The organism is Caballeronia sp. Lep1P3, assembly GCF_022879595.1.
GTDB lineage: Bacteria > Pseudomonadota > Gammaproteobacteria > Burkholderiales > Burkholderiaceae > Caballeronia.
On sequence record NZ_CP084266.1, the window covers coordinates 618,591 to 642,569 of the forward strand.

A 23,979-nucleotide genomic window follows, 5' to 3' on the forward strand; every position below is an offset into this window, starting at 1 on the left:
TGGAAACCAATTTAGCCGTTAGCAAAATGACAAGCCGTGTTCCTTTGTAAGCAAAAGTGTTGCCTGAAATATTCACAACACCGGCTTACGAAACAATCCGCAACGCGAAAGGCGTCGACCATGCTCAGCGCACGATCTTCGGCTTCAGATTCGGCGTGAGCGATACGCCGACCACTTGTCCGTCGCGCACGCCGCACCGGCTATCGACGCGCGTCCATTGCGCCTTGCCGCGCGCCTTCGCGAAGGCACGCATCACGATGACCTTGTCGACCGGAATCGGGTTCGTCGCGCTGAGCACCGGCGCGTCGTCGTCGATCTTCGCGGAGAGCACGCGGCGGTCCGGGACGATCAGCGTGTCGTACTTGGGCGCGTCCTCGACCCAGCGATCGAATGCGGCGACGCATTGCACGACGGTGTCGGGAACATGGAGGCGCGTGAGATACGAATAGTCTTCGGCGGGATCGGGCGTCTCTTGAGCCTCGGCAAACTGAAAGAGCGACGCCGAGAGTAAAAGCGCGGCAAGCGCAGGAGCGAACAGGAATTTCATGCGGTGTCGATGGCGGCAGGAACGAGAAGAACGAAGGGCGCGCATCGCCAGGCGCGGGACGAAGGCGAGTGCTTGACCGAACCGTGAAGAGCGCGCGCCTCTTTTCGAGATAGGCGCGAAGTATACCGTGCGAGATTTTTTCGCGTCCAGCGCATTGCATTTTGAATGCAGATCGAAAGCACTTGCCGCGCGTTGTATTCTTTATGCCGATCGGCGGAGATGCCGGCAGCCTTTGGCCGAGGTCATCATGAAGCGAGTGCGATGGTCGCAGAGAGACGGGGCGGGGCTCGAATATGTCGCGCTCGATGCGCGGCCCGATGCCGTCGTGATCGAGAGCACGATCGTCGGCGAGAGCGAAGCCGACGCGTTCGGCGCGATGTATCGCATCGAATGCGATGCGCGCTGGCAGGTCACGCGCCTTGCCGTGAAACTCGCGGGCGGCGCGGCCATCGACCTGACGCGCAAGGACGGCGACAACGGCGCGGCGCACGCATGGACCGACGCGAGCGGCGCGCCGCAGGAAGGCTTGCGCGGCTGCATCGACGTGGACATCAGCGCGACGCCTTTCACCAACACGCTGCCCATACGCCGCCTGCAATTGCAGCCGGGCGAACGCCGCGTGATCCGCGTCGTCTATGTACACGTTCCGGCGATGAACGTGCGCGCCGTCGAGCAGGCCTATACGTGTCTCGATGCGGATGGCCGCTACCGTTTCGAAGGCCTCGACACGGGTTTCAGCGCGGAGATAACGGTCGATCAGGACGGCCTCGTCGTCGATTATCCCGGCCTCTTCAAGCGGATCGCGTAAAGGCGCGCGCGGCGCGAAGCGGCGATAATGCCGTTCATCGACCGACTTTTTTCGCATGGTTCCAACGATGACCGACTCCGCATTCAAGAACGACCCGGCACACGCGCCGCGCCTCACGAGCCTCTCGCACGGCGGCGGCTGCGGCTGCAAGATCGCGCCTGGCCTGCTCGCCGACCTGCTTAAGCGCAGCGCGCCGCTGCCGGCGTTCCCGAATCTTCTCGTCGGCAACGACACCGCCGACGATGCTGCCGTCTACAAGCTCAACGATGAGCAGGCCATCGTCGCGACGACGGACTTTTTCATGCCGATCGTCGACGATCCCTTCGATTTCGGCCGCATCGCCGCGACCAACGCGCTCTCCGATGTCTATGCGATGGGCGGCAAGCCGATCCTCGCGCTCGCGCTCGTCGGCATGCCGATCAACGTGCTGCCGCACGAAGTGATCGCAGAGGTGCTGAAGGGCGGCGAATCGGTGTGCGCGGAGGCGGGCATTCCGGTCGCGGGCGGGCATTCCATCGACTCCGTCGAGCCGATTTACGGGCTCGCGGCGCTCGGCATCGTGCATCCTTCGCGCGTGAAGCGTAACGCCGCCGCGCGCGCGGGCGACGTGCTGATTCTCGGCAAGCCGCTCGGCGTTGGCGTGCTGTCGGCGGCACTCAAGAAAGACAAGCTCGACGCCGCCGGCTATGCCGCGATGATCGCCGCGACGACCAAGCTGAACCGCCCCGGCGCGGACCTCGCGCAACTCGACGGCGTGCATGCGCTGACCGATGTCACCGGCTTCGGCCTGCTCGGTCACACGCTCGAACTCGCGCGCGGCGCGGGCCTCACGGCGCGCATCCGCTATGCGGACCTGCCGTGGCTGCCGCAGGTTCAGGACTTCGTGCGCGCGGGCACTTTCACGGGCGCATCGGGGCGCAACTGGGCGGCCTACGGCGCGGATGTTTTCCTCAGCGATTCGCTCAGTGACTCGCTCGACGTTTCAATCGAAGCGGCCCGCGCCTTGCTCACCGATCCGCAGACATCGGGCGGCCTGCTCGTGTCGTGCGCGCCGCAAGCGGTCGACGACGTGCTCGCGATCTTCCGCGCCGACGGCTTCGGCGAGGCAGCGGTCATCGGCGAGATGACGAATGGCGCGGGCCGCGTCGAGGTGCGATAACGCCGCTTCCATTCACAACGATCAGCAGGTGGACATGAAGGAAGAATCGCCGAAAGCTATCTTCTACGCGCTCGCCGCGAACCTGGGCATCGCCGTCTGCAAGTTCGGCGCGGCTGCGTTCACCGGCTCGGGCGCGATGTTCGCCGAAGCCATTCATTCCACCGCCGACTGCGGCAATCAACTGCTGCTGCTTCTCGGCCTCAAGCGCTCGCAGGCGCCGGCCAATGCGCTGCATCCGCTCGGCTCGGGGCGCGAAGTCTATTTTTATGCGCTCGTCGTCGCGCTGCTGCTGTTTTTCGTGGGTGGGGCGTTCTCCGTGTACGAGGGCGCGCATCGGCTCATGCAGCGTGAACCGTTGACCAATCCCATCGTCGCGCTCGTGATTCTGGGCGTATCCGTCGTGCTCGAAGCGTTCTCGCTGGCGGGCGCCATGCGCGAGATTCGCAAGACCACGCCGAACAAATCCTTGTGGCGATGGTTCCGCGAGACGCGCGAATCGGAATTGCTCGTCGTCGCGGGCGAGGACGTGGCGGCGCTCGCGGGCCTGGCCATCGCGTTCTCGGCGGTGCTGCTCACGATGATCACCGGCAATCCCGCGTTCGACGCAGCCGGATCCATCGGCGTGGGCGTGCTGCTCATGGTGATCGCGTTTCTGGTCGCGCGCGAAGTGAAGTCGATGATCGTCGGCGAATCCGCAAGTCCCGAAGTGCGCAAGGCCATCGACGCATATCTGCGCGGCAGGCCCGAAGTCACGCGCATCATGAGTCTCATCACGCTGCAATGGGGCAAGCACATCGTGGTCGCAGTGCAGGCCGAGATGATCGATTACGCGAGCGGCCGCGCCATGATCGACGCAATCAACGTGATCGAAGACGATTTGCAGCGCGCCTTTCCTCAAGTGCGCTGGGTGTTCTTCGAGCCGGACGTCGCACGTAAAGCGCGCGAGCCGGCTGCGGCGGCCTGAATCGCGGCCATTTCCCCGCATCATCCGCATTGCCCGCATCGCGCCTCGTGCCGCAAAACGCGGAGCGGGAGCGCCAAGTGCTACACCGACAAACCTGCTCTCAATCACCGTTGCTTACTCCGGCAGTGCGAATGATCGATCATTGGTTCTTGAAAGCCGTTCCAATTTCAGCGCGTTAGCAGACTTCGTACGCGATGCGGGCAGGATCATGCCAAATAAGGCCGCATCGCACGAAGGGCATCGCGTTGACGCAAGTCGTGCGCGTCGTCCGCATCGAGTCCCCGAAATTTCGCGATCTTCATCCGACCCATGCGCAAACTACTCATCGTCGTCTATTTCCTCGCCGTATCGAGCCTGCTCTCGATCGTTTCCCAATCCGCCGATGCCGCCGCGCCCGCGCAGTCCGCTTCGCAACCGGCGGTCGCCCTTACGCCGCAGCAGGCGCGCGATGCGCTCTCGGTCCTGAACGACCCGCAGCGCCGCGCGCAACTCTCCGATACGCTGCGCGCGGTTGCCGCTGCCGGTGCGCTCGCGGCGCCCGCGAGCGGCGCGCAAGGCGCATCGGCGGCGGCGCCGGCCTCCGGCGCATCCGGCGTGCTTGCCAACTCGCTGAAGGCCAACGGCCTCGCCTCGCAGATATCGCGTCAGGCAGGCAACTGGCTCGTCCATTTCGGCTCGGGTCTGCGGCATTCCGTGGCCGCGCTGCTGAACATCCGCTCGGTGGTCTACTGGTGGCGCGACCGGCTCGACAGCGAGCAGGAGCGCGCGATGATCGCGCATGTCGCGTGGGCGGTGCTGTTGTCGCTGTTGCCGGCGCTCGTGATCGAATACTTCGCGGCGCGGCTGCTCCGGAAGCCCTGCGAGAAGATCGCGGCACGCGGCGTCGCGGATGCCGAAGTGAGCGATCCGCAACTCGTGCAGGAAGAACGCGCGGCGGAACATGCGGAGGACACGGCGCAACGCTATGGCGACGACGCGCAGAAGCACGTTGCCGAACGCAAGGCCGACGCCGCGCGCGGCAAGCGCCACGCGGCGCGGCACTGGACCTTGCTGCGCCGTCTTCCGAACGCGCTGCTGCATCTCGTGTTGAATCTGATTCCACTTGGCGTGTTCATCGGCGCGGCGACGGTTCTGATGTCCGTGCTCATCGACGACAACACGACCGAAGCGCACGTCGCCGGCGCGCTGATCGACGTGTATCTCGTGTGCCGCCTCGTGATGATCGCGTTCGGCTTCTTCTTCGCGCCGCATGCGCGCGGGCTTCGGCTCATCCAGATGCGCGATCAGTACACGGCTTACACGCATCGCTGGCTGCGGCGCATCGTGATCGTCGGCGGGGCGGGCATCGCGCTCGCCAATGCATGCGAGCCGCTCGGCCTTTCGGACGCGGCGCACATCGCGATTCTCAAGATCGTCACGCTCGTCGTGCATCTGATGATCGCGTGGGTGATCTTCGAATCGCGGCGAAGCGTCGGCGAGAGCATTCGCCAGCGCATGACGGGGTATCGCTCGGTCGCGCTCGTCGGCGGCTGGGTGGCCGATGTCTGGGCCGGCGTCGCGATTTTCTTCGTGATGGCGCTGTGGTTCGTGTGGGCGCTCGGCGTGCAGAACGGATACGCAACACTGTTCCATCTCGGCGGCGTGTCGCTGCTGGTGCTGGTCGGCTCGCGCGTCGCGGCGATCGTCGCGTTCGGCGCGCTCGGCAGGCTTTTCCGCGACAACGAGGACGAGGACTTCGCGAGCCGATCGATCGCGCATCGCCATGCGTATCGCTATTACCCGCTGCTGCGGCGCATCGCGCAGACGGTCATCGGCGTGGCGACGCTCATCGCGCTGCTCGAAGTGTGGGGCGTGCATGTCGTGCGCTTTTTTACGTCGGGCGGCGTGGGCAACCGGCTCGCGTCCGCACTCCTCACGATCGCCGTCGCCGCGGTGTTCGCGGTGCTCGTCTGGGAGACGGCCAACGTGATGGTCGAGCGCCGTCTGGAAGAATGGAACACCACGGGCGACCGCGTGCGCGCCGCGCGCCTGCGCACGCTCTTGCCGATGATGCGTACCGCGCTGCTCGTCGTCATCGGGATGGTGGTCGTGCTGACGGGCTTGTCGGAGATCGGCGTGAATACGGCGCCGCTGCTCGCCAGCGCGAGCATCTTCGGCGTCGCGCTCGGCTTCGGCTCGCAAAAGCTCGTGCAGGACTTCATCACCGGCATCTTTTTGTTGATGGAAAACGCGATGCAGGTCGGTGACTGGGTGACAGTCGCGGGCGTGTCGGGCACGGTCGAGTATCTGTCGATTCGCACGGTGCGGCTGCGCGGCGGCGACGGTTCGCTCTACACGGTGCCGTTCAGCTCGGTGACGACGGTGAACAACACGAATCGCGGCATCGGCAACGCGGCGGTGCGCGTGTCGATTGCGCTCGGCCAGGACGTCGATCTCGCTATCTCGACGCTCAAGGAGATCGGCACCGCCTTGCGCGAGGACGCAGCGTTCAGCGACGGCATCCTCTCCGACTTCAGCTTCTGGGGCGTCGATGCCGTCGACGGCTCCACCGTCACGCTCGCCGGGCAGATCCAATGCCGCGACAGCGCGCGCTGGCCGGTGCAGCGCGAATTCAACCGCCGCATTCTCAACGAGTTCACGGCGCGCGGCATCGAGATCGCGAATCCGCAGCGCAACTTTGTGATTGTCGGCGGCAACGGGCACGAGACGGCGCAGGAGCTTCAGGAGGACAGCGAACAGGCGGGTGCCGAGCAGCGCGCGGAGTCGTCGAAGGCGGCGCAGCATCCGACAAACGAAGCGGCGGCGGGCAGCGACGTGGCATCGAGCGCGCCGCCGCCGCGAGGCGCGCAGAGCGGCGCCTGATTCGCGGCTGAGCGGGGCGGCGGCGGGCCGCTCGGAACTGCTTATCGGGGCTTCTATAATCGTCCGGGCGGGCCGCGCCGGAGCACGTTGCACGGCGCGGCCTTCCTTCGAAGTTCGAACCTTCACGAGGACGATGCCCGCCATGAAAATCGCCGCCCGCTTTCAACCTGTCCAATTCCCGCGCACGCGCATAGAAGCGCCCAGGAAAGCGCTGCGAGCCTCGCTCGCCGCTGCGGGCCTCGCCGTGCTTTACAGCTTCACCGGATGCGCGTTCGGGCAGCAATCCGACGACTCCAGCGGCGACCGTCACGGCGATGGCGGCCGTCACGTCAAGGTCATGATCGTCACGATGTTCGGGCCGGAAGGACAAATCTGGCTCGACAAGCTCGGTCCGTGGCAGACGGTCAGCGTGCCGGGCCTGTCGCCCGATTATCCCGACGTGCACTGCAATCGCGACGACGTCTGCGTCATCACGACGGGCATGGGACACGCGAACGCGGCGGCGTCGATCATGGCGCTCACGTTTTCTGACCGGCTGGATCTGCGGCACACGTACTTTCTGATTGCGGGCATTGCGGGCATCGATCCGGCGCGCGGCACGCTCGGCTCGGCGGCGTGGGCGAAATATCTCGTCGATTTCGGCATTCAGTGGGAAATCGACGCGCGCGAGAAACCGGCGGACTGGCCGACCGGTTTTCTCGGCATCAACACGAAAAGCCCGCACGACAAACCGCCGCTCGACTATCGCACGGAGGTTTTCGCGCTGAATGCATCGCTTGCCGACGCGGCGTATGCGCTTTCGCGCAACGTGACGCTTTCCGATAGCGACGAAGCGAAAGTCGCGCGCGCCAAATTCAATTACGCGCCGGCCAATCAGCCGCCGCGCGTCATTCAGTGCGACACGCTCGCGGGCGATACCTGGTGGTCCGGTAAATACATCGGGGAACGGGCGCGTTACTGGACGAGGCTTCTGACCGACGGGCAGGGCGTCTATTGCACGACCCAGCAGGAAGACAACGCGACGTTCGAAGCGCTCAAGCGCGCGGCGAGCGTCAAGCGTGTGGACTTGTCTCGCGTGGCGGCACTGCGCGCCGGATCGGACTTCGACCGACCATACGAAGGACAGACCGCCGCCGACAATCTTCTGAACTATTCGGCACAGGGAGGATTTACACCTGCCATCCAGAATTTGTATTCAACCGGAAATCCGTTCGTGCAAGAAATCGTCGCTCATTGGGGCGCATGGCGCAAAGGCGTACCGCAACGGGAAAGGCGATCGGGCAGTGTAATAGTGGCCTTGTCGCATTAGTAACAGCAGATCGGCATAAGTTACATCTTGAGCCGCGAACCGGTAATTTCCGGTATCGCGGCTTTTTTACCGCTTTTCGCTTTATTCCCAGCGTAAAAAAATAGCCGCAAAAGGTGTCAACCGAACGCCGCAATGCCCCGTTGTTGCGGGCGTCAGGCAATTACTCCGATTAAAACACAGCCTACCGATTTGCGAACGAACGAACGGAAATCCGGCCAAACGACGCGGTCAAAGTTGCCGGTCTTTCAGGCGAGCAAACGTTACCGATGCTAAGTGTTGTTTGCAACAAAATATTATTGAGACGGTCTTGCAATCGTTTGGGGCGGTACTTAGAATCCGTTTCACAGTGTTGTTACAAGATGTAACGCCCTGTATCAAAGTACATAGCCGGGCAGAACGAGTCCGGTGAGGCACAAAAAAGATATCGGCAAAAGCCGGCGGGAAATTCGGGGATTTACTGGAAGCAGCAACCATGAACGGTCGCGAGACGCTGGAATCGATCCGGGAAATCAACTTGTCGTACATCATGCTCGCACAGCGTCTGCTGCGCGAGGACCGGGCCATCGGGATGTTCCGGCTCGGGCTGTCGGCTGAACTGGCCGACTTGTTGTCGGGACTCACGCTCGCACAGGTCGTGAAGCTCGCGCAATCCGACAACCTGCTGTGCGCATTCCGTTTCAACGATCACACGATGCTGTCGGCACTGACGCAACCCGCGAAAAACGCGGACATCGCGCCGACGCACGCGGCAATCCTGCTGGCTGGCCAGCCGGCCGAACAGTTCGCTTAAGAGAGACGGAGCGAGCCATGCTGAAGAAGAGCCTCACCGAAGACGCCCAGGAAGTGTTCCGCGCCATTGCGCTGATCGAGCTCGGTGCGCGCATGCAAGTGCTGGAGAGCGAACTCACGCTCTCGCGGGACCGCATGATTCGTCTCTATCGCGAAGTGAAGGGCGTTTCGCCGCCCAAGGGCATGCTGCCGTTTTCGGCGGACTGGTACATGACGTGGCTTGCCAATATCCACGCATCGCTTTTCTACAACACCTATACGTTCCTCAAGAACGAAGCCGGTTGTTCGCATCTCGATGCGCTCACCAAAGGGTATCGGCTGTATCTCGAGCATTGCAGTCATAGCGGCGCCGAGGCGGTACTCGACCTTACGCGGGCCTGGACTCTTGTGCGCTTCTTCGACGCGGGCATGCTGCAGATGACCAAATGCTGCCGCTGCACCGGGAAGTTCGTCGCACACAAACATGATTTGCAGAACAACGTGGTGTGCGGGGCCTGCCAGCCGCCGTCACGCGCGGGGAAGACCAAGAAAGCGGCGGCCGCTCGACAGGCCGTTAAAGAAGCCGCTCTGGAGGTAGTGTCAAGCAAGAGCGAAGTGCCGCAAGCCCCGGAATATTCGGAGCAGATTGCACTCGATAACGTGACGGCTCTGCAGCCGCCACGCGCGAGCCTGGTCGCACAGGCTGCTTAGGCGGTAGCGGCGCCGGGTTCGTCCTGCGGGGACCGTCTGCTTTCGATGGTGGACGCCGGCTTGCCGCTACCGCTTTTTCCTTTTTGCATTCTTTATTCCGATGTGCGGCGTGCGTAGAATCGCGCGCCGCAATCGTATTCCGGGCCGCAAGTAAAATGCTTCGATGGCACGCGCTATCGAAGGACTCGCCTTGGCTCAGGCATCTCATACGACACAGAAGGGCTTTCTGCTGACACGCCATTGGCGCGACACGGCGGACGGCACCGAAGTCGAATTCTGGCTCGCCACCGATGACGGCCCGCGCAAGGTCCGCATCGCGCGGCAAAGCCCGGTTGCATTCATTCGTGCGGAAGACCGCGAGAAGGCCGAGCCTCTCGTGCGCGCCATGCGCGATGCGCAATTGCGCGACTTGCCGCTCAGGGACTTTCGTCAGAAGCCGGTGCTCGGCCTCTATTGCGCGCAATACCGGCAACTGCTCGCCCTCGAAAAGACGCTGAAAAACGCAGGCGTCAATGTCTTCGAAGCCGATATCCGGCCGCCCGAACGCTATCTGATGGAGCGCTTCATTACGGCGCCCGTGTCGTTCGAAGGCGAGCCGCGCGACGGCGTGGTGCACAGCGAACTGAGAGCCGCGCCCGACTACCGCCCAACGCTGAAGCTCGTATCGCTCGATATCGAAACGAGCGCCAAAGGTGAACTCTATTCCATTGCGCTCGAAGGATGCGGCGCGCGTCACGTCTACATGCTCGGCCCGCCCAACGGCAACGCTCACGACGCCGACGCGCTTGCCTTCCACCTCGAATACTGCGCGACGCGCGCGGACATGCTGCATCGTTTCAATGCGTGGATCGCGGTTCATGATCCGGACGCGATCATCGGATGGAACGTCGTTCAATTCGATCTGCGCATTCTGCAAAAGCACGCCGACGAATATCGCGTGCCGCTCGCATTGGGCCGCGATGGCAGCGTCGTGGAATGGCGCGAACACGGCATGAAGCGCAATCATTTCTTCGTGTCGGTGGCGGGAAGACTCGTGATCGACGGCATCGAGGCGCTGCGGTCCGCGACGTTCAACTATCCTTCGTTCAGCCTCGAATACGTGGCTCAGGCGCTGCTCGGCGAAGGCAAGGCCATCGACAGTCCCTATGCGCGCATGGACGAAATCGAGCGCCGCTTTCAGGAGGACAAGCCCGCGCTTGCCCGCTATAACCTGAACGATTGCGAACTCGTCACGAAGATCTTCGAGAAGACCGAACTGCTCGCGTTTCTGCTCGAACGCGCGACCGTCACCGGACTTGCCGCGGATCGCAGCGGCGGATCGGTGGCGGCGTTCACGCACTTGTACATGCCGCGCATGCACCGGTTAGGCTACGTCGCACCGAATCTCGGAGACGTGCCCGAAGAAGCGAGTCCCGGCGGCTTCGTGATGGATTCGCGCCCGGGCCTCTACGATTCCGTCCTCGTGCTCGACTACAAGAGTCTGTATCCGTCGATCATTCGCACGTTTCTCATCGATCCCGTTGGCTTGGCGCAAGGCATGAGCGAGCATGACGATGCGCTCACCGTACCGGGCTTCCGTGGCGCGCGCTTCTCGCGCGACAAGCATTGTCTGCCCGCGATCGTGGCGCAAGTCTGGGAAGGGCGCGAAGCCGCGAAGCGTCAGCGCAACAAGCCGCTGTCGCAAGCGCTCAAGATCATCATGAATTCGTTCTATGGCGTACTTGGATCGAGCGGTTGTCGCTTCTTCGACCCACGGCTCGCCTCATCCATCACGATGCGCGGTCATGAAATCATGCATCGCACGCGCGAGTTGATCGAAGCGCGCGGCTACCGCGTCATTTACGGCGACACCGATTCGACCTTCGTGTGGCTGCGCCGCGCGCGCGATGAGGACGATGCCGCACGCATCGGCCGCGCGCTCGTCGAACATGTCAACGATCACTGGCGCTCGCATTTGAGCGAAACATTCGGACTCGAAAGCGCGCTCGAACTGCAATTCGAAACGCATTTCAGCCGATTTCTGATGCCGACGATTCGCGGCACCGAAGAAGGCAGCAAGAAGCGTTATGCGGGACTCACACAACGCGCCGACGGCACCGAAGAAATCATCTATAAAGGGCTTGAGACGGTACGCACGGACTGGACGCCGCTTGCACAGCGTTTTCAGCAAGAGCTTTACATGCGCGTGTTCAAGGGTGCGCCTTATGAAGACTATGTGCGCGATTACGTCGAAAAGACGCGGCGCGGCGCGCTCGACGACTTGCTTATCTATCGCAAACGCCTGCGCCGCAGTCTCGACGAGTATCGGCGCAACGTGCCGCCGCATGTGCGCGCCGCGCGCACGGCCGACGAATACAACGCGCGGCAAGGGCGCCCGCTGCAGTACCAGAACGGCGGGTGGATCAGCTATGTGATGACGCTGGCGGGACCGGAGCCTGTGGAAGCACGTCGTGCGCCGATCGACTATGAGCACTACGTGACGAAGCAACTGCAGCCCGTGGCGGATGGCATCCTGCCATTTCTTCGCGATGACTTCACCGCGCTTATGTCGGGACAGCAGGAGTTGTTCTAGGCATCGAGAAGGCGAACGACCATGCGCTGGCGCGCCACTTGCTGCGATGACAGCTTGCTTGCATCGACAACGACAATGGAAGCATGCACATGATGACTGCGTCCACGGAAATCAGCCGCTCGCAAGTGCGTAATCGCATCGTGAGCGATCTCTGGCAGGCGATCTGGACGTTTCGCCTGCAGACTCTCTGCGCGGTCGCGCTGATGATCGCTTCGCGTCTCGCGGTGGTGTCCGTGCCGCTGATGCTGAAGCACGTCATCGACGAGTTCAGCAGGCCGACCGCGAATGCGGTGTTTCCCGTCTTCGTGATCCTGACGTATGTGCTGATGCGCTATCTCGGCGACGTGCTCAACGAAGCGCGCGATGTGATATTCAGCATCGTGACTCAACGCACCGTCGCGTCGTTCACGGCGCGCACGTTCTCGCATCTGCACAACATGGGCGCGCGCTTTCATGCGCAACGCGAAACCGGCGGTGTGGTGCGCGACGTGCAAAAAGGCGCGGACGGCATCGGTTTTCTGCTCGGCGTCGCGATCTTCACGATCGTGCCGACGTTGATCGAAATCGGCACGGTCGTCGCGATCATGGTGAGTCAGTATGCGAAGACATTCACCATTGCGATTGCCGTCACCTTCGTGTGCTATGCGGTCTATACGCTCATCTCCACGCGATATCGCATGCGCTTTCAGCGTGCGGTGAACCGGCTAGAGGCGCAATCGGACAGTCGCCTCGTCGACAGCCTGCTCAACTATGAAACAGTGAAACTCTTCGCGAGCGAAGATGTGGAACGCGGACGCCTTTCCACGGTGCTCGACAAATGGGTCGATGCGCGCACCGCGAACCAGCGTGCGCTCACGATCCTGCATGTCGGACAGAGCACGGTCATTGCCATCGGCATTGCGGCAGTGATGCTGCTCGCCGCGCAGAACGTCGTCGCGGGCACGATGAGCGTGGGCGATCTCGTTCTCGTGAACGCGTATATCGTGCAAGTGTGCGCGCCGCTCAATACGCTCGGCTTCGTGTTTCGCGAGACGAACGATGCGATCGTCAACGTCGAACGCATGTTCGAGATTCTGCTGGCGCGCGGCCGTCGCGGTGAAGACGTGGACGAGCCGGATGCGAAGGCCCTTGTCGTGACTGCAGGCGAGATCGAATTCGAACATGTGGATTTTGGCTACGACCCCGCACGCCAGATTCTGCGCGATATCGATTTCCGCGCGCATCCGGGAAAGAAGCTCGCGGTAGTGGGCGGCAGCGGCTCCGGCAAGTCGACGCTGATGAAGCTGCTCTTCAGGCTTTATCAGCCGACTGCGGGCGTGATTACCATCGACGGTCAGGATATTCGCACGGTCACGCAGAAGAGCCTTCGCGAAGCCATCGGCATCGTTCCGCAGGACACCGTACTATTCAACGATACGATCGCCTATAACATCGCGTATGGGCGGCCATCCGCGACGCGTGCGGATGTCGTTCGCGCGGCCCGCGCCGCTCAGCTGGACAGCTTCATCGAACGGCTGCCCGATCACTACGACACGCGTGTCGGCGAACGCGGCGTGCGGCTCTCGGGCGGCGAACGGCAACGCATCGCCATTGCGCGCGCCATCCTCAAGGACCCGCGCATCATCGTGTTCGACGAGGCGACGTCCGCGCTCGATACGCGCTCCGAGCGCGCCATACAAAGCGAGCTCGACAGGCTCGCGCAAGGGCGCACGTCCATCGTCATCGCGCACCGGCTATCGACTGTCGTCAACGCGGACTGGATTCTCGTGATGGAGCACGGACGCATCGTCGAGCAGGGTCAGCATGCAGAGTTGATCGAACGCGGCGGCGTTTATGCGCGCATGTGGGCGCTGCAATCGCAACAGGGCGAGCTCGCGCAAGTGCAGCGCAAGGTCTCGGCGCAACCTGTCGGCCTTGGCGCGTTGATCGCGGGCGTCGTCGATGGCTTGCACGAAGAGATCGTCGAACATGGCGTGCAGCTTTATACGATGATGCCCGACGCCGACCTGCGCGTGACCGGCGATCCTGGCGTGCTGCAACTGGTGATAGCGGACCTGTGCCGCACCGAGATACGCGCGGCCGAGCGCGGCGAACGCGTCGAACTGCGCGTGGAGCGCGAAGCGAATCAGGTGCGCGTCTGCGTGCTCGGCCGCCGTGCGCAACCCGCGCCCTTATCGCAAGAACAGGCGCGTAGGCTCGAACAGGCGTTGAGCGAAACGGGCGGCAACTTCACCGTCAATTATGTCGACGGACACCTCGCCTACGTCGCGATGATGCCGCTGCGCCCCGTCGTCGATGCCGACAGCCTGGCCGGACTCGCCGAGCCGGACGCAAACGTTACCGGCAATCTGGAAGGCCTGTGCGTGATGGTCCTCGACGATCAGGACGCCGCGCGCGAAGCGCTGGGCGCCGTTCTGGAGACGTCCGGTGCCGGCGTGCGGCTCGCCGCGTCGGGCAAGGATGCACTCGAATGGCTCGCGCAAACGCCGACGGACGCGTGGCCCGACGCGCTCCTATGCGACATCGTGCTCGGCGAGGAGGACGGCTATCAGGTGCTGCGTCGCGTGCGCGAACTGGAAGCGAGCCGGCGCGTTTCGCTCGATCAGCGCATTCCCGCCATTGCGTTGACCGGCCACACGCAGACGGAAGATCGCTTGCGCGCGCAAATGGCGGGCTTTCAGATGCACATGACAAAGCCCGTTTCCGCGGAACGCCTCATCGCGGCAATCAGGCAAGTGGCCGTGAGAACCGAAGCCTGAGGAGACACTATGGATGACGAACTAGTTGGGCGCATCGACGACCTAAAACCGACACAGGGCGCGGTCGGCATGGAGCACGTCAGCGAAAAAATGCATCTGACTAGCGCACAGCCCGAGAACGCACGCGCGGCCTTTCTGCGCGAACACGCATTGAAAGTCGTGCGCGGACCGGGCGGGACGCTGCATGTGATCGACCATCATCACTGGGCGCGCGCATGGCATGAGTTGGGTATCGACGTCGCGCCGATAAGCATCGCGTGCGACTTCAGCGGCGGCGATCACGACGCGTTCATCGCCGCGCTGCGCGAGCACGGCTGGATTCATCCCTTCGACGCACAAGGTCGCGAGACATCGGTGGACGCGCTGCCCGCATCGATTGCCGCGATGCCCGACGATCCGTATCTCAGCCTCGCGGCTTTCGTGCGCATGGCAGGCGTCTACGAAGACCCGCCCGAATTCAACGCGAAGTTCGCATGGGCCGATTACTTTCGAGCGCACATGGAGGCCGACTTCGCCTCGATTTCGGGCTTTGCGAAGGCGCTCGCGCAGGCAATCGCGGCTTCGCGCCAGGACGAAGCGCGCGAACTGCCCGGGTTCAATGCGAAAGCGTAGCCATTGCTGAGCGCGTCTCTTGCGCTTCGATGATCTGCCGGAAATACGACGCCGTTCGACGCAGTCCTTCATCGAGCGCGGTCACGGGTTCCCAGCCGAGCAGCTTGCGCGCCTGCGTAATGTCCGGCTGACGATGCCACGGATCGTCCATCGGCAACGGACGGAACACGATCTCCGACTTCGATCCCGTCAACGCGACGATGCGCTGCGCGATTTCCAGCATCGATAGCTCGTGCGGATTGCCGAGGTTGACCGGACCGGTGATGTCATCGGGCGTGTTCATCAGGCGAATGAAGGCGTCCACCATGTCGTCGACATAGCAGAACGAGCGCGTCTGCGAGCCTTCGCCATAGACGGTGATGGGCTCGCCCGCGAGCGCCTGCATCATGAAGTTCGAGACCACGCGGCCATCGCTCGGATGCATGCGCGGGCCATACGTATTGAAGATTCGCGCGATCTTGATGTTGAGGCCATGCTGCCGGCGATAGTCCATGAAAAGCGTCTCGGCGCAGCGCTTGCCTTCGTCATAGCACGAACGGGGACCGATAGGATTCACGTTGCCCCAATAGGCTTCCTGCTGCGGATGCACGCGCGCATCGCCATAGACTTCGCTCGTCGACGCCTGAAAGATTTTGGCCTTCACGCGCTTGGCAAGGCCCAGCATGTTGATCGCGCCATGCACGCTGGTCTTTGTCGTCTGCACCGGGTCATGTTGATAATGAACCGGCGACGCGGGACACGCGAGGTTATAGATTTCGTCCACTTCCACGTAAAGCGGAAATGTCACGTCATGACGCATTAGTTCGAAGTTGGGACTGTCGAGCAGATGCGCGATGTTGTCCTTCGTGCCTGTGTAGAAGTTGTCGACACATAGCAGGTCGTGTCCTTGCGCAAGCAGGCGCTCGCACAAATGCGAGCCGAGAAAGCCCGCGCCGCCCGTCACCAGAATGCGCTTGCGAAATGCTTCCTTCATGTCGGTTCCTTTTATCGTGGATGCATCGTTGTTGATGCTCAACCGCACGCGTAGCGCAGCGTCGCTTCCCATTCGGCGGCGAAGCGGTCGATGTTGAAACGTTCTAGCGCAATGCGGCGCGCACCTTCGCCCAGACGCTGCGCTTCGGCGGGATCGCGCAAGAGGTGCTGCATGACATCGACGAGCGCGTTCGTATCCGTGTGAATGAAGCCGCTTTCGCCGTTGCGGATCACGGTGGCGAGTTCGGTTGTCGCAAGCCCGATGATCGGCATCCCGATGGTCATGGCTTCCACGATGGCAAGTCCCAGGCTCGTCCAGCGGATCGGGTTGAAGAAGAAGCGGTATTGCGCGGTGAACGCAGCGAGATCGAGATTGCCGATCTCACCGAGACCGCCTGCGGATACGGCATCCATGCCGACGAGATCGAGCGGCACGCGTTGCGCGGCATCGGCGAAGACATCGCTGCCGAGCCTGCGCCCGCGTTGCCGCAGATGATTGATGACGACGACGCCGCGCTCTTTCTCGCCCGTATAACACACGCCTTCCGGCACGACGACGCCATGTTCGATCACGCGCGTGGGTGTATCGCCGCTGTCCCACATGAGCCGATTGAAGTGGGTCACATGCACGAGCAAGGTGTCGCGATCTTGCACCCAATGGCGCTGCTCGAAGGGGTTCTCCTGCGGCGGATCGTGCTCGATATAGACGCGCGGCAAGCGCCTCTGCGCATCGGAGAGTACGTTGATGCGATCGTCGTCCCATTGCGTGCGATGCTGAAACAGCACGACATCGAACTCTTGAGTAGCGACCTGATCCGCAGGGACTTCGTGAACGTTGTCGCCCCACGGCAGCACGCCGACCTTGCCCGCGTAACCGGGCGGATGACCGGGCTTCGTCACGAGATAGAAGTCGTGCTTCGCCTGAGTCAGGTAGTAGAGATAGTTGCCGTGTACGTGCCATGTAAGCACGCGCAGGCGTCGTTGGTTAGCAGTGGGCATCGGTTTCCAGTTTCTCTGCGGGCAATTGAGTTCTTGCGACATCCAGCACGCGTTCGACGCTGATGTTCAGCGCGCACGGATGCCCATAGGGACACTCGCGAAACGCGCACGGCCGGCAAGGCGGATAGTCCGCGAGCACACGATGACGTTCTGCATCGAGCGGCGCCCAGCGATGCGTGTCGCTGCCCGATGCGATCACCACGCTCTTCGTGCGCATCGCTGCCGCCACATGCGAAAGCCCCGTGTCGTTGCATACGACGAGCTGTGCACGCGCGACGAGCGCCGCGAGCGCACCGAGCGATGTCTTGCCGGCGAGATCGATTGCATCGACGCCCGGCATGCACGCAATGCTCGCGGTGATCGCGGCTTCGCCCCCGCTTCCCGTCAATGCGACCGGCCAGCCGTCGCTCGCGAGCGCCGCCGCGACCTGCGCGAAGCGCTCGGCAGGCCAGCGGCGCGAAGGCAACTGCGCGCCCGCATGAACGAGCACGAGGCGCGTCGTATCGAGACCTTCGCTCGCAATCAGCGCATCGCATTCGCGCGTGTCCTGTTGCGTGAGCGGAATTTCCAGCTGCATGTCGCGCGCATCGATGCCGATGGCTTGCATCAGCGCGTTGTAGCGTGCGATCTCCTGCAGGTCGTCGGGCCACGGAATGAAAACACCGTCGCGTGGCGTTTCATCGGGCTTCAGAAAGCCCGCGTTGATGCGTGCGTGCATGGCTTCCACGATGTCGTTGGCGACGCCGCCGCTGCCGTGCAATTGAATCGCGAGGTGGAAGCGGCGCTCCCGCATCGCGTCGTAGAACGCGGGCAGATGCGCGTCGGTTTCCTCTTGCTCGGGAAATCCGATTGCGCCGGGAAACACGATCAATTCATCGACGAGATGCGCATAGCGTTCGACGAAACTATGCGCCCACGGCAAGCCGATCAACGCGATGTGCGCCTTCGGATAGGCGCGGCGCAATGCGCGCAACGCGGGCACGCAGCACAGCATGTCGCCAAGTTGCAGCGCCCTGAAGATCGCAATGCGTTCGACTCGCGCCGCATTCATACGAACACCACGCGGAATTTGACTGCGCCATAAAGCCGCCAGTAGATCGAGAGAAACGGAATCCACAGCGACGTCCAGGCCATTTCGAGCACATGCGATGGCGTGAGCGCCGTCGACTTGAGCCGCTTGATACAGAACCAGCCAGTAAGCCCGAGCCAAACAGCCACGCAGATGAGCGTGATCTTCTCGTTGCCGTTCACGAGCGCAAGCAAGGCGACGATCGCGACAGCAAGAATGGCGTAGTAGAGCAAGGGTGGCGTGCTTCGGATGCGCGTCCTGAAGAGCGTGCGATGCTTCTTGTAGAGCAGGGCGTCGAACTGGCTCTTCTTCTGCTGCGAAAGGCTCACGCCCCAACGCGCGGGCCGCACGGGATGCAGCACCATCGCATCGTGCGAGCGCACTATGCGCGCGCCGATCCGCATGAGTTCGAACTGGAGATCCGAGTCTTCGCGCCAGGCCGATGTGAACCGCGCATCGAAGCCGCCCACGCGCGCGAGTGCGGCGCGCGTCACGAACGTGTTGGCAGTCGCGAACTCCGCACGCGAAAGGCCGGCCGCGTCCTGTTCGTAATCGGTCGGACGAGGACCGAGCGGCACGACGATACGGCCCGACACGGCGTCCGCGCCCGCGCACAACGCGGCGATCCCAGCCGCGAGCCAATGCGGATCGGGGATCGTGTCGTCGTCGGTGAAGGCGATCAACGGCGCGCCCGATGCATGCCATCCCGCATTGCGCGCGCCTGCGGGTCCCTGCGTCGCGGTGACGGGCACGTAACGAATGCGCGGGGCATCGTCGAACTCGCGGGCAAGCGCGGCGACACGCGAGCGCGTGGCTTCATCGGGACCGTCGTCGCATACGATGATTTCATAGCGCGCCTTGTCGTAGTCCTGCGCGATGATCGCGCGCAGGCAACGCTCGAGCATGTCGGGCCTGCGATAGGTCGGCACGACCACGGATACGTCGAACGCCGTGCCGAGCGCGGCACCCGCATCGCGCGCGGCCGACGCGCTCTTTTCACCATCGTAGGAGAACGAACCGGCGAGGGTGCTCATGCACGCGCTCCCGGCTTTTCGATGAGGAACGGGCCGATCACGAGCGCATCGAGCGGCGACGTCCAGAACGATTCGAGCGCATCGCGAGGCGAGTTGACCATCGGCTCGCCGCGCGTATTGAACGACGTATTGACGAGCACCGGCACGCCCGTGCGCGCCTTGAACGCAGCGAGCAGGTCGTAATAGAGCGGATGCTGCGAGCGGTTCACGGTCTGCACGCGCGCCGTGCCGTCGATATGCGTGACTGCCGGAATGCGCGACTTCATATCCTCGCGCACATCGAAGACGAACAGCATGAACGGCGCGACGCGCGCATCGACGAACCAGTCGGCGGCATGCTCTTCCATCACGACGGGCGCGACGGGGCGGAAGTCCTCGCGGTCCTTGATCTCGTTGAGACGCGCCTGCATCGACGGATCGATCGGCGAAGCGAGAATCGAACGTGCGCCGAGCGCGCGCGGACCGAACTCCGTGCGTCCCTGATACCAGCCGATCACGCGATTGGACGCGAGAATATCCGCGGTTTCCGCAGCAATATCGTTCAGCCTGCGATACGGCGTCTTCGACCACTTGAGGAACTGCTCGATCTCGTCGTCCTCGTAACGCGGCCCGAGATATGCGTGATTCATGTGCCAGCGCCGGCTGCGATCGCCTTGCTTCACGCGTTGCTGATAGTCGGTCCAGAGGGCCGCGCCGAGCGCCGTGCCCGCATCGCCCGCTGCCGGTTGGACCCAGATGTCCTCGAACGGGCCGCGATCGCGCAGACGCGCATTCATGACGCAATTGAGCGCCACGCCGCCTGCCATCGCGAGATGAGAAAGCCCAGTGCGTTCATGCAGCCAACGCGTCAGTTCGAGCGCGGTCTCTTCGAGCACGACCTGCAGCGAATGCGCGATGTCGTAATGGTGCTGCGTGAGCGGACCGCCACGCTCGCGTCGCGGACCGAAGCGTTCGACGAGGCGCGGCGCATCCACCGTATAGCTGCCGTCGTTGCGATACTTCACGATCTCGCGGAATTGATCGACATACGCGGGCTTGCCGAACGATGCGAGCGCCATGACCTTGTACTCGTCCGACGAGTGAAGAAAGCCGAGATAGTCGGTCACGGCTTCGTAGAGCAGCCCGAGCGAATGCGGCAGTTCCACTTGCTTGATGCGCTTGTACTCGCCGTCGACGAACTGGCCGAGACTCGTGGTCACGCCTTCGCCGCGGCCGTCCATCGTGAGTACGGCGGTGTCTTCATAAGGCGCGGCGAGAAAGGCGCTTGCCTCATGCGACAGATGATGATCGACGTAATGCCAGTCGAAGTGCGGCGCGCGGCCACCGCTTGCGAAACGCTTCTTCAGATGATGCGGCTCGCCGTCGAGCAACTGGCCGCGTGCATTGGCGATATAGCTTAGAAAAAGCGGATCCCACGGCGATTCCGACGGGTTCCCGCTCACCTGTTCCGACGGCATGAAGGGCAGGGCGATGGTCGCCTTCGCCTGCTTCGGCATGCCGGAGAAAAGATGCGGGTCGTAGGAGTACGCGATGTGATCGATGTCCGCGAGTTCGATGCCTGCTTCCTTCAGGCAATAGTCGATGGCATCGAAGGGAAGCTGCCAGGTCGAGAACGGCACGGGACGCTTGGCATGCTTGACGTGCGTGAAACGCTCGTCTTCGGCCGCCGCGATCACGACGCCGTCTTTGACGAGTGCAGCGGCGCTATCGTGATAGACCGCATTGATTCCGAGGGTGTACATAAGGCGCGTCTCTCAGGGTAGTGTCAGATGAGCGGGACGGTGTTCGGTGCGGGCATCGAGCATGGCGAGCGCGGCGTCGACGACTTCATCGACGCTCACGCCAGCGAGACACATGTGATGACCTTCGGGACACACGCTTCGATAGCACCAGCGGCACGGCACGTCGCGATAAAGCACGCGATGCGGCGTTTGCCACGGCATATGCTGCGGATTCGTGAGCGCATAGAGATCGACGACCGGCGTGCCGAGCGCCGACGCGATATGCACGGGACCGCTGTTGTTGGAAATGAGCACGCGCGCGCGGTCGATCAGCGCCGCAAGCTCGCCGAGTCCGAGCGCGCCCGCGAGATCGACGATGCGCGCATCGCCTGCGCTGACGGTCTCGCACAGCGCGGCTTCGCTCGATGAACCCGTGACGAGCACGGGCCAGCCGGTGCGTCCGGCGAGCACGCGCGCCGCCTCTGTGAAGCGCTCCGGCGGATAGCGCCGCGATGCGGCAGTCGCGCCCGGATGCAGCACGAAGAACGGCGCGTGAAGATCGATGCCGCGCGCAGCGAGCTTCTGTCCGAGCGATGCTTCGTCATCGGTGCGCAAGGCGAAACGCATACGCGTGTCGTCGGCGAGCGCGCCGACGCTTGCGACAAGCGCAAGCTGCCGCTCGACTTCGTGACGCGTGCCGTGTTGCGGTTCTCGCTCGGCGACCCAATCCGTCAGTAATCCGTATGGATTTTCCCGGCAATGCGCGAGACGCCGGGGAATGTTCGCGAGATGGCAAAACATCGCGGCAGGCAGCGGGTTCTGGCTATAGACGGTGAAGATCACGGCCGCATCGAAGCCGAGCGATGCAAGACGCTCGCACATCGCGAGGTCGGTGCGCGCATCGACGGGTTTGTCGTGCTTGACCCACGGCGCATCGTATTCGATCACATCGTCGATATCGTCGATGAAGCGCGCCGCGTGCGCGCCCGAACCCGACGCAAGCAACGTGAGATGCCGGCCCGGATACGCGTGCTTCAACGCGTGCATGGCGGGCGTCGTCATCAGCACGTCGCCGAGGTTGTCGAGGCGGATGCATAGAATGCGGCGCACGTCCTCGCCCCAGATGCGCTGCGGCGCGGTAGCGGGCGCTCGCGCATGAGCATCGGCGGGCTGCACGGTGATGGCGATATCGCGCTTCATGTCGCGATCTCCGTCTCGTGCCATGCACGCCCGATGATGCGCGCCGCTTCGCTCATGTCCTTCGCAATGGCGTCCGGCTCGCGCAGCGGACCGCGTTGCCATAGCGTCTCGTTGCCATTGTCGATGAGGACCGCGCGGCAACCGGCGCGATGGCCCGCTTCGATATCGTCGAGGATGTCGCCGACGAACCAGCTTCGCTGAAGATCGAGTCCAAGCTCGCGCGCCGCGCGTTGAATCATGCCGGGCGCGGGCTTGCGGCAATCGCATGCGCACGCGTAGCGCGTCACCGTTCCTTGCGGATGATGCGGGCACCAGTAGACGCCCGCGAGCCGCGCGCCGCATTCGGCCGCAAGCGCATGCAGCTTTCGTTCGACATCGACGAGTGCGGCTTCCGCGAACTTGCCGAGCGCAACGCCGCTTTGATTGCTGATGACGACCACCGGCACGTTCATGCGCGCGAACGTGGCGAGCGCATCGCGCGCACCTGCGGCGAGACGCATCCTCGCGGGATCGACGTTGTAGGGCACGTCGTCGAGCAGCGTGCCGTCCTTGTCCAGAAAGACGGCGGGCTTCATGCCGTGGCGCTGCCGTATGCCGCGCGCCGGTTGTCGAGATCCTGTGCGATATCGACGCCCGCGACGCGCGCATAGACGCGCTCCAGCGATTGCGCGACGCCCGACCATGTGAACATCGCGCGTGCACGCGCGAGGCCCGCCGCGCCCATGCGTTCGGCAAGCAGGGAATCGCGTTTGAGCATGGCGAGCGCATCGGCGAGCGAGGCTGGGTCCTTCGGTGGCACGAGCAGTCCAGTCTCGCGATGCGCGACCGAATAGCGGATGCCGCCCACGTCCGCGCCGATTACGGGCCGGCCGCAGGCCATCGCTTCGAGCGGCGTGATGCCGAACGGCTCGTACCACGGCGTCGTGACGAACACATCGGCGGCGTTATAGAAGGTCTTCAGGCGCTGCCTGCCATGCCTGCCGAGAAAGTTGACCTTGTCGGCCACGCCGCAGTCTCTTGCGATGCCACGCAAGCGGCCTATTTCCGGCGTAGCAATCTCATTGGCTTCGTCGGAGTTGCCGCCGATCACATAGAGATGCGCGTCCTCGTTCAGTTCGCGATTGCAGATGCCGATGCCGCGCACCACGTTGTCGATGCCTTTGCGCGGCACCATGCGTCCGAGCTGCAACACGATGAAGCGGTCCTGCGGCCAGCCCAGGCGCTCGCGCGCTTCGGCCTTCTTCATCGGATGGAACTCGGTGCTGTCGAAGCCGCACGGCACGAGGTCGATGCGCTCGCGTTGCGCGCGATAGAGCGAGACGAGATCCGCTTCGTCCTGGGGACATTCGGCAATAACGGAATCGGATTCACGCACGAGCGCGTCTTCAATATCGAAACGCTCGTCAGGAAAGCCGTCGCCCGCGCCCTGATGAATGCGCCGCACGCGGCCGAGCGCATGAAACGTGGTGACGAGCGGCGTGCCGAGCGCTTCCTTGATTCGCATGCCGACGAGTCCCGACATGAAGAAGTTCGCATGCACGACGTGATAGGGCGTTGCCTGCTTCTTGAAGAAGCCGATCATGAAACGGGCGAACTCATCCATGTGCGGCAGAAGCTGTTCCTTGGGCAATTGCACGGGCGGACCCGCCGGCACATTGATGACCCGGATGCCGCGAATGCCTTCGAAACGCGACACGAGCGGAAGAAGGGAACGGTCGCGTCGCGTGAAGACATCGACCTGATGGCCGTTGCGCGCGAGGTGCCGCGCGACATGCGCGACGTAGATGTTCTGGCCGCCGCTATCGACGCCGCCCGCCACCGCGAGAGGCGACGCATGCTCACTGACAAGTGCGATCTTCATGTGTAGGCCCCCTCGATCCGCGTTGTTCGAAACGGGCTTCGCAGCGGTGCGC

At 63.3% G+C, this 23,979-nt stretch carries 19 protein-coding genes; 10 read left to right on the plus strand and 9 right to left on the minus strand.

From position 1 onward, the window contains the following. Positions 1-124 precede the first annotated feature (124 nt). The gene (locus tag LDZ27_RS17360; protein ID WP_244817211.1) at positions 125-547 is read right to left on the minus strand and encodes a BspC domain-containing protein; all 423 of its coding nucleotides are present in this window, start codon (positions 545-547) and stop codon (positions 125-127) included. 247 nt (positions 548-794) lie between these two features. Here LDZ27_RS17360 and LDZ27_RS17365 point away from each other — a divergent pair, with 247 nt between their 5' ends. From LDZ27_RS17365 to LDZ27_RS17410, 10 genes are all read left to right on the plus strand, one after another. Next, entirely contained in the window at positions 795-1,355 is a 561-nt protein-coding gene (locus LDZ27_RS17365; protein WP_244817212.1) for a putative glycolipid-binding domain-containing protein, read from the plus strand. A 67-nt stretch (positions 1,356-1,422) separates the two neighbouring features. Continuing rightward, positions 1,423-2,514 carry a selenide, water dikinase SelD gene (gene selD / locus LDZ27_RS17370; protein ID WP_244817213.1) on the plus strand — a complete coding sequence of 364 codons (1,092 nt, stop codon included), beginning with the start codon at positions 1,423-1,425 and terminating at the stop codon, positions 2,512-2,514. A 34-nt stretch (positions 2,515-2,548) separates the two neighbouring features. Further along, positions 2,549-3,478: a cation diffusion facilitator family transporter gene (locus LDZ27_RS17375; protein WP_244817214.1), complete on the plus strand. Its 930-nt coding sequence runs from the start codon at positions 2,549-2,551 to the stop codon at positions 3,476-3,478. Between the two features lie 309 nt (positions 3,479-3,787). Then, complete coding sequence (locus tag LDZ27_RS17380) at positions 3,788-6,340, plus strand: mechanosensitive ion channel domain-containing protein (protein WP_244817215.1); 2,553 nt, start codon at positions 3,788-3,790, stop codon at positions 6,338-6,340. Positions 6,341-6,473: 133 nt separating this feature from the next. Then, on the plus strand, positions 6,474-7,649 hold the full coding sequence (locus tag LDZ27_RS17385) for a purine nucleoside permease (protein WP_370653439.1): 1,176 nt from the start codon (positions 6,474-6,476) through the stop codon (positions 7,647-7,649). Positions 7,650-8,121: 472 nt separating this feature from the next. Beyond that, the gene (gene flhD / locus LDZ27_RS17390) at positions 8,122-8,439 is read left to right on the plus strand and encodes a flagellar transcriptional regulator FlhD (RefSeq protein WP_244817217.1); all 318 of its coding nucleotides are present in this window, start codon (positions 8,122-8,124) and stop codon (positions 8,437-8,439) included. A gap of 17 nt (positions 8,440-8,456) precedes the next feature. Next, entirely contained in the window at positions 8,457-9,128 is a 672-nt protein-coding gene (gene flhC, locus LDZ27_RS17395) for a flagellar transcriptional regulator FlhC (protein WP_244817218.1), read from the plus strand. Between the two features lie 163 nt (positions 9,129-9,291). Continuing rightward, complete coding sequence (locus LDZ27_RS17400; RefSeq protein WP_370653440.1) at positions 9,292-11,700, plus strand: DNA polymerase II; 2,409 nt, start codon at positions 9,292-9,294, stop codon at positions 11,698-11,700. A gap of 92 nt (positions 11,701-11,792) precedes the next feature. Continuing rightward, positions 11,793-14,459 carry an ATP-binding cassette domain-containing protein gene (locus LDZ27_RS17405; RefSeq protein WP_244817313.1) on the plus strand — a complete coding sequence of 889 codons (2,667 nt, stop codon included), beginning with the start codon at positions 11,793-11,795 and terminating at the stop codon, positions 14,457-14,459. A gap of 9 nt (positions 14,460-14,468) precedes the next feature. Continuing rightward, complete coding sequence (locus LDZ27_RS17410; protein WP_244817220.1) at positions 14,469-15,071, plus strand: ParB/Srx family N-terminal domain-containing protein; 603 nt, start codon at positions 14,469-14,471, stop codon at positions 15,069-15,071. On the opposite strand, the gene LDZ27_RS17415 is transcribed toward LDZ27_RS17410, so the two are convergent. The 8 genes from LDZ27_RS17415 to LDZ27_RS17450 are packed head-to-tail and all read right to left on the minus strand — an operon-like array spanning position 15,055 to position 23,927. Beyond that, a complete protein-coding gene (locus LDZ27_RS17415) occupies positions 15,055-16,044 on the minus strand; it encodes a UDP-glucuronic acid decarboxylase family protein (protein ID WP_244817221.1) in 990 nt (329 codons plus the stop codon). The genes LDZ27_RS17410 and LDZ27_RS17415 overlap by 17 nt on opposite strands. 38 nt (positions 16,045-16,082) lie before the next feature. Continuing rightward, the gene (locus LDZ27_RS17420) at positions 16,083-17,042 is read right to left on the minus strand and encodes a glycosyltransferase family 4 protein (RefSeq protein WP_244817222.1); all 960 of its coding nucleotides are present in this window, start codon (positions 17,040-17,042) and stop codon (positions 16,083-16,085) included. Next, a complete protein-coding gene (locus LDZ27_RS17425) occupies positions 17,029-18,093 on the minus strand; it encodes a glycosyltransferase family 9 protein (RefSeq protein WP_244817223.1) in 1,065 nt (354 codons plus the stop codon). Before LDZ27_RS17425 ends, LDZ27_RS17420 begins: the two co-directional genes overlap by 14 nt. After that, entirely contained in the window at positions 18,090-19,145 is a 1,056-nt protein-coding gene (locus tag LDZ27_RS17430; protein ID WP_244817224.1) for a glycosyltransferase family 2 protein, read from the minus strand. The genes LDZ27_RS17425 and LDZ27_RS17430 overlap by 4 nt, the downstream gene beginning before the upstream one ends. After that, positions 19,142-20,887 (minus strand): carbamoyltransferase C-terminal domain-containing protein, encoded by a 1,746-nt coding sequence (locus LDZ27_RS17435; RefSeq protein ID WP_244817225.1) that lies wholly within the window; start codon positions 20,885-20,887, stop codon positions 19,142-19,144. The genes LDZ27_RS17430 and LDZ27_RS17435 overlap by 4 nt, the downstream gene beginning before the upstream one ends. A 12-nt stretch (positions 20,888-20,899) precedes the next feature. Then, complete coding sequence (locus LDZ27_RS17440; RefSeq protein WP_244817226.1) at positions 20,900-22,066, minus strand: glycosyltransferase family 9 protein; 1,167 nt, start codon at positions 22,064-22,066, stop codon at positions 20,900-20,902. Further along, complete coding sequence (locus LDZ27_RS17445; protein ID WP_244817227.1) at positions 22,063-22,641, minus strand: HAD-IIIA family hydrolase; 579 nt, start codon at positions 22,639-22,641, stop codon at positions 22,063-22,065. The genes LDZ27_RS17440 and LDZ27_RS17445 overlap by 4 nt, the downstream gene beginning before the upstream one ends. After that, entirely contained in the window at positions 22,638-23,927 is a 1,290-nt protein-coding gene (locus LDZ27_RS17450; protein ID WP_244817228.1) for a glycosyltransferase family 1 protein, read from the minus strand. Before LDZ27_RS17450 ends, LDZ27_RS17445 begins: the two co-directional genes overlap by 4 nt. Positions 23,928-23,979: the final 52 nt, after the last annotated feature.

Excerpts from the sequence above, each read along its gene's own strand:
- LDZ27_RS17360 (WP_244817211.1), bottom strand. The coding sequence starts at position 547 with ATGAAATTCCTGTTCGCTCCTGCGCTTGCCGCGCTTTTACTCTCGGCG.
- LDZ27_RS17365 (WP_244817212.1), top strand. The coding sequence starts at position 795 with ATGAAGCGAGTGCGATGGTCGCAGAGAGACGGGGCGGGGCTCGAATAT.
- selD (WP_244817213.1), top strand. The coding sequence starts at position 1,423 with ATGACCGACTCCGCATTCAAGAACGACCCGGCACACGCGCCGCGCCTC.
- LDZ27_RS17375 (WP_244817214.1), top strand. The coding sequence starts at position 2,549 with ATGAAGGAAGAATCGCCGAAAGCTATCTTCTACGCGCTCGCCGCGAAC.
- LDZ27_RS17380 (WP_244817215.1), top strand. The coding sequence starts at position 3,788 with ATGCGCAAACTACTCATCGTCGTCTATTTCCTCGCCGTATCGAGCCTG.
- LDZ27_RS17385 (WP_370653439.1), top strand. The coding sequence starts at position 6,474 with ATGCCCGCCATGAAAATCGCCGCCCGCTTTCAACCTGTCCAATTCCCG.
- flhD (WP_244817217.1), top strand. The coding sequence starts at position 8,122 with ATGAACGGTCGCGAGACGCTGGAATCGATCCGGGAAATCAACTTGTCG.
- flhC (WP_244817218.1), top strand. The coding sequence starts at position 8,457 with ATGCTGAAGAAGAGCCTCACCGAAGACGCCCAGGAAGTGTTCCGCGCC.
- LDZ27_RS17400 (WP_370653440.1), top strand. The coding sequence starts at position 9,292 with ATGGCACGCGCTATCGAAGGACTCGCCTTGGCTCAGGCATCTCATACG.
- LDZ27_RS17405 (WP_244817313.1), top strand. The coding sequence starts at position 11,793 with ATGACTGCGTCCACGGAAATCAGCCGCTCGCAAGTGCGTAATCGCATC.
- LDZ27_RS17410 (WP_244817220.1), top strand. The coding sequence starts at position 14,469 with ATGGATGACGAACTAGTTGGGCGCATCGACGACCTAAAACCGACACAG.
- LDZ27_RS17415 (WP_244817221.1), bottom strand. The coding sequence starts at position 16,044 with ATGAAGGAAGCATTTCGCAAGCGCATTCTGGTGACGGGCGGCGCGGGC.
- LDZ27_RS17420 (WP_244817222.1), bottom strand. The coding sequence starts at position 17,042 with ATGCCCACTGCTAACCAACGACGCCTGCGCGTGCTTACATGGCACGTA.
- LDZ27_RS17425 (WP_244817223.1), bottom strand. The coding sequence starts at position 18,093 with ATGAATGCGGCGCGAGTCGAACGCATTGCGATCTTCAGGGCGCTGCAA.
- LDZ27_RS17430 (WP_244817224.1), bottom strand. The coding sequence starts at position 19,145 with ATGAGCACCCTCGCCGGTTCGTTCTCCTACGATGGTGAAAAGAGCGCG.
- LDZ27_RS17435 (WP_244817225.1), bottom strand. The coding sequence starts at position 20,887 with ATGTACACCCTCGGAATCAATGCGGTCTATCACGATAGCGCCGCTGCA.
- LDZ27_RS17440 (WP_244817226.1), bottom strand. The coding sequence starts at position 22,066 with ATGAAGCGCGATATCGCCATCACCGTGCAGCCCGCCGATGCTCATGCG.
- LDZ27_RS17445 (WP_244817227.1), bottom strand. The coding sequence starts at position 22,641 with ATGAAGCCCGCCGTCTTTCTGGACAAGGACGGCACGCTGCTCGACGAC.
- LDZ27_RS17450 (WP_244817228.1), bottom strand. The coding sequence starts at position 23,927 with ATGAAGATCGCACTTGTCAGTGAGCATGCGTCGCCTCTCGCGGTGGCG.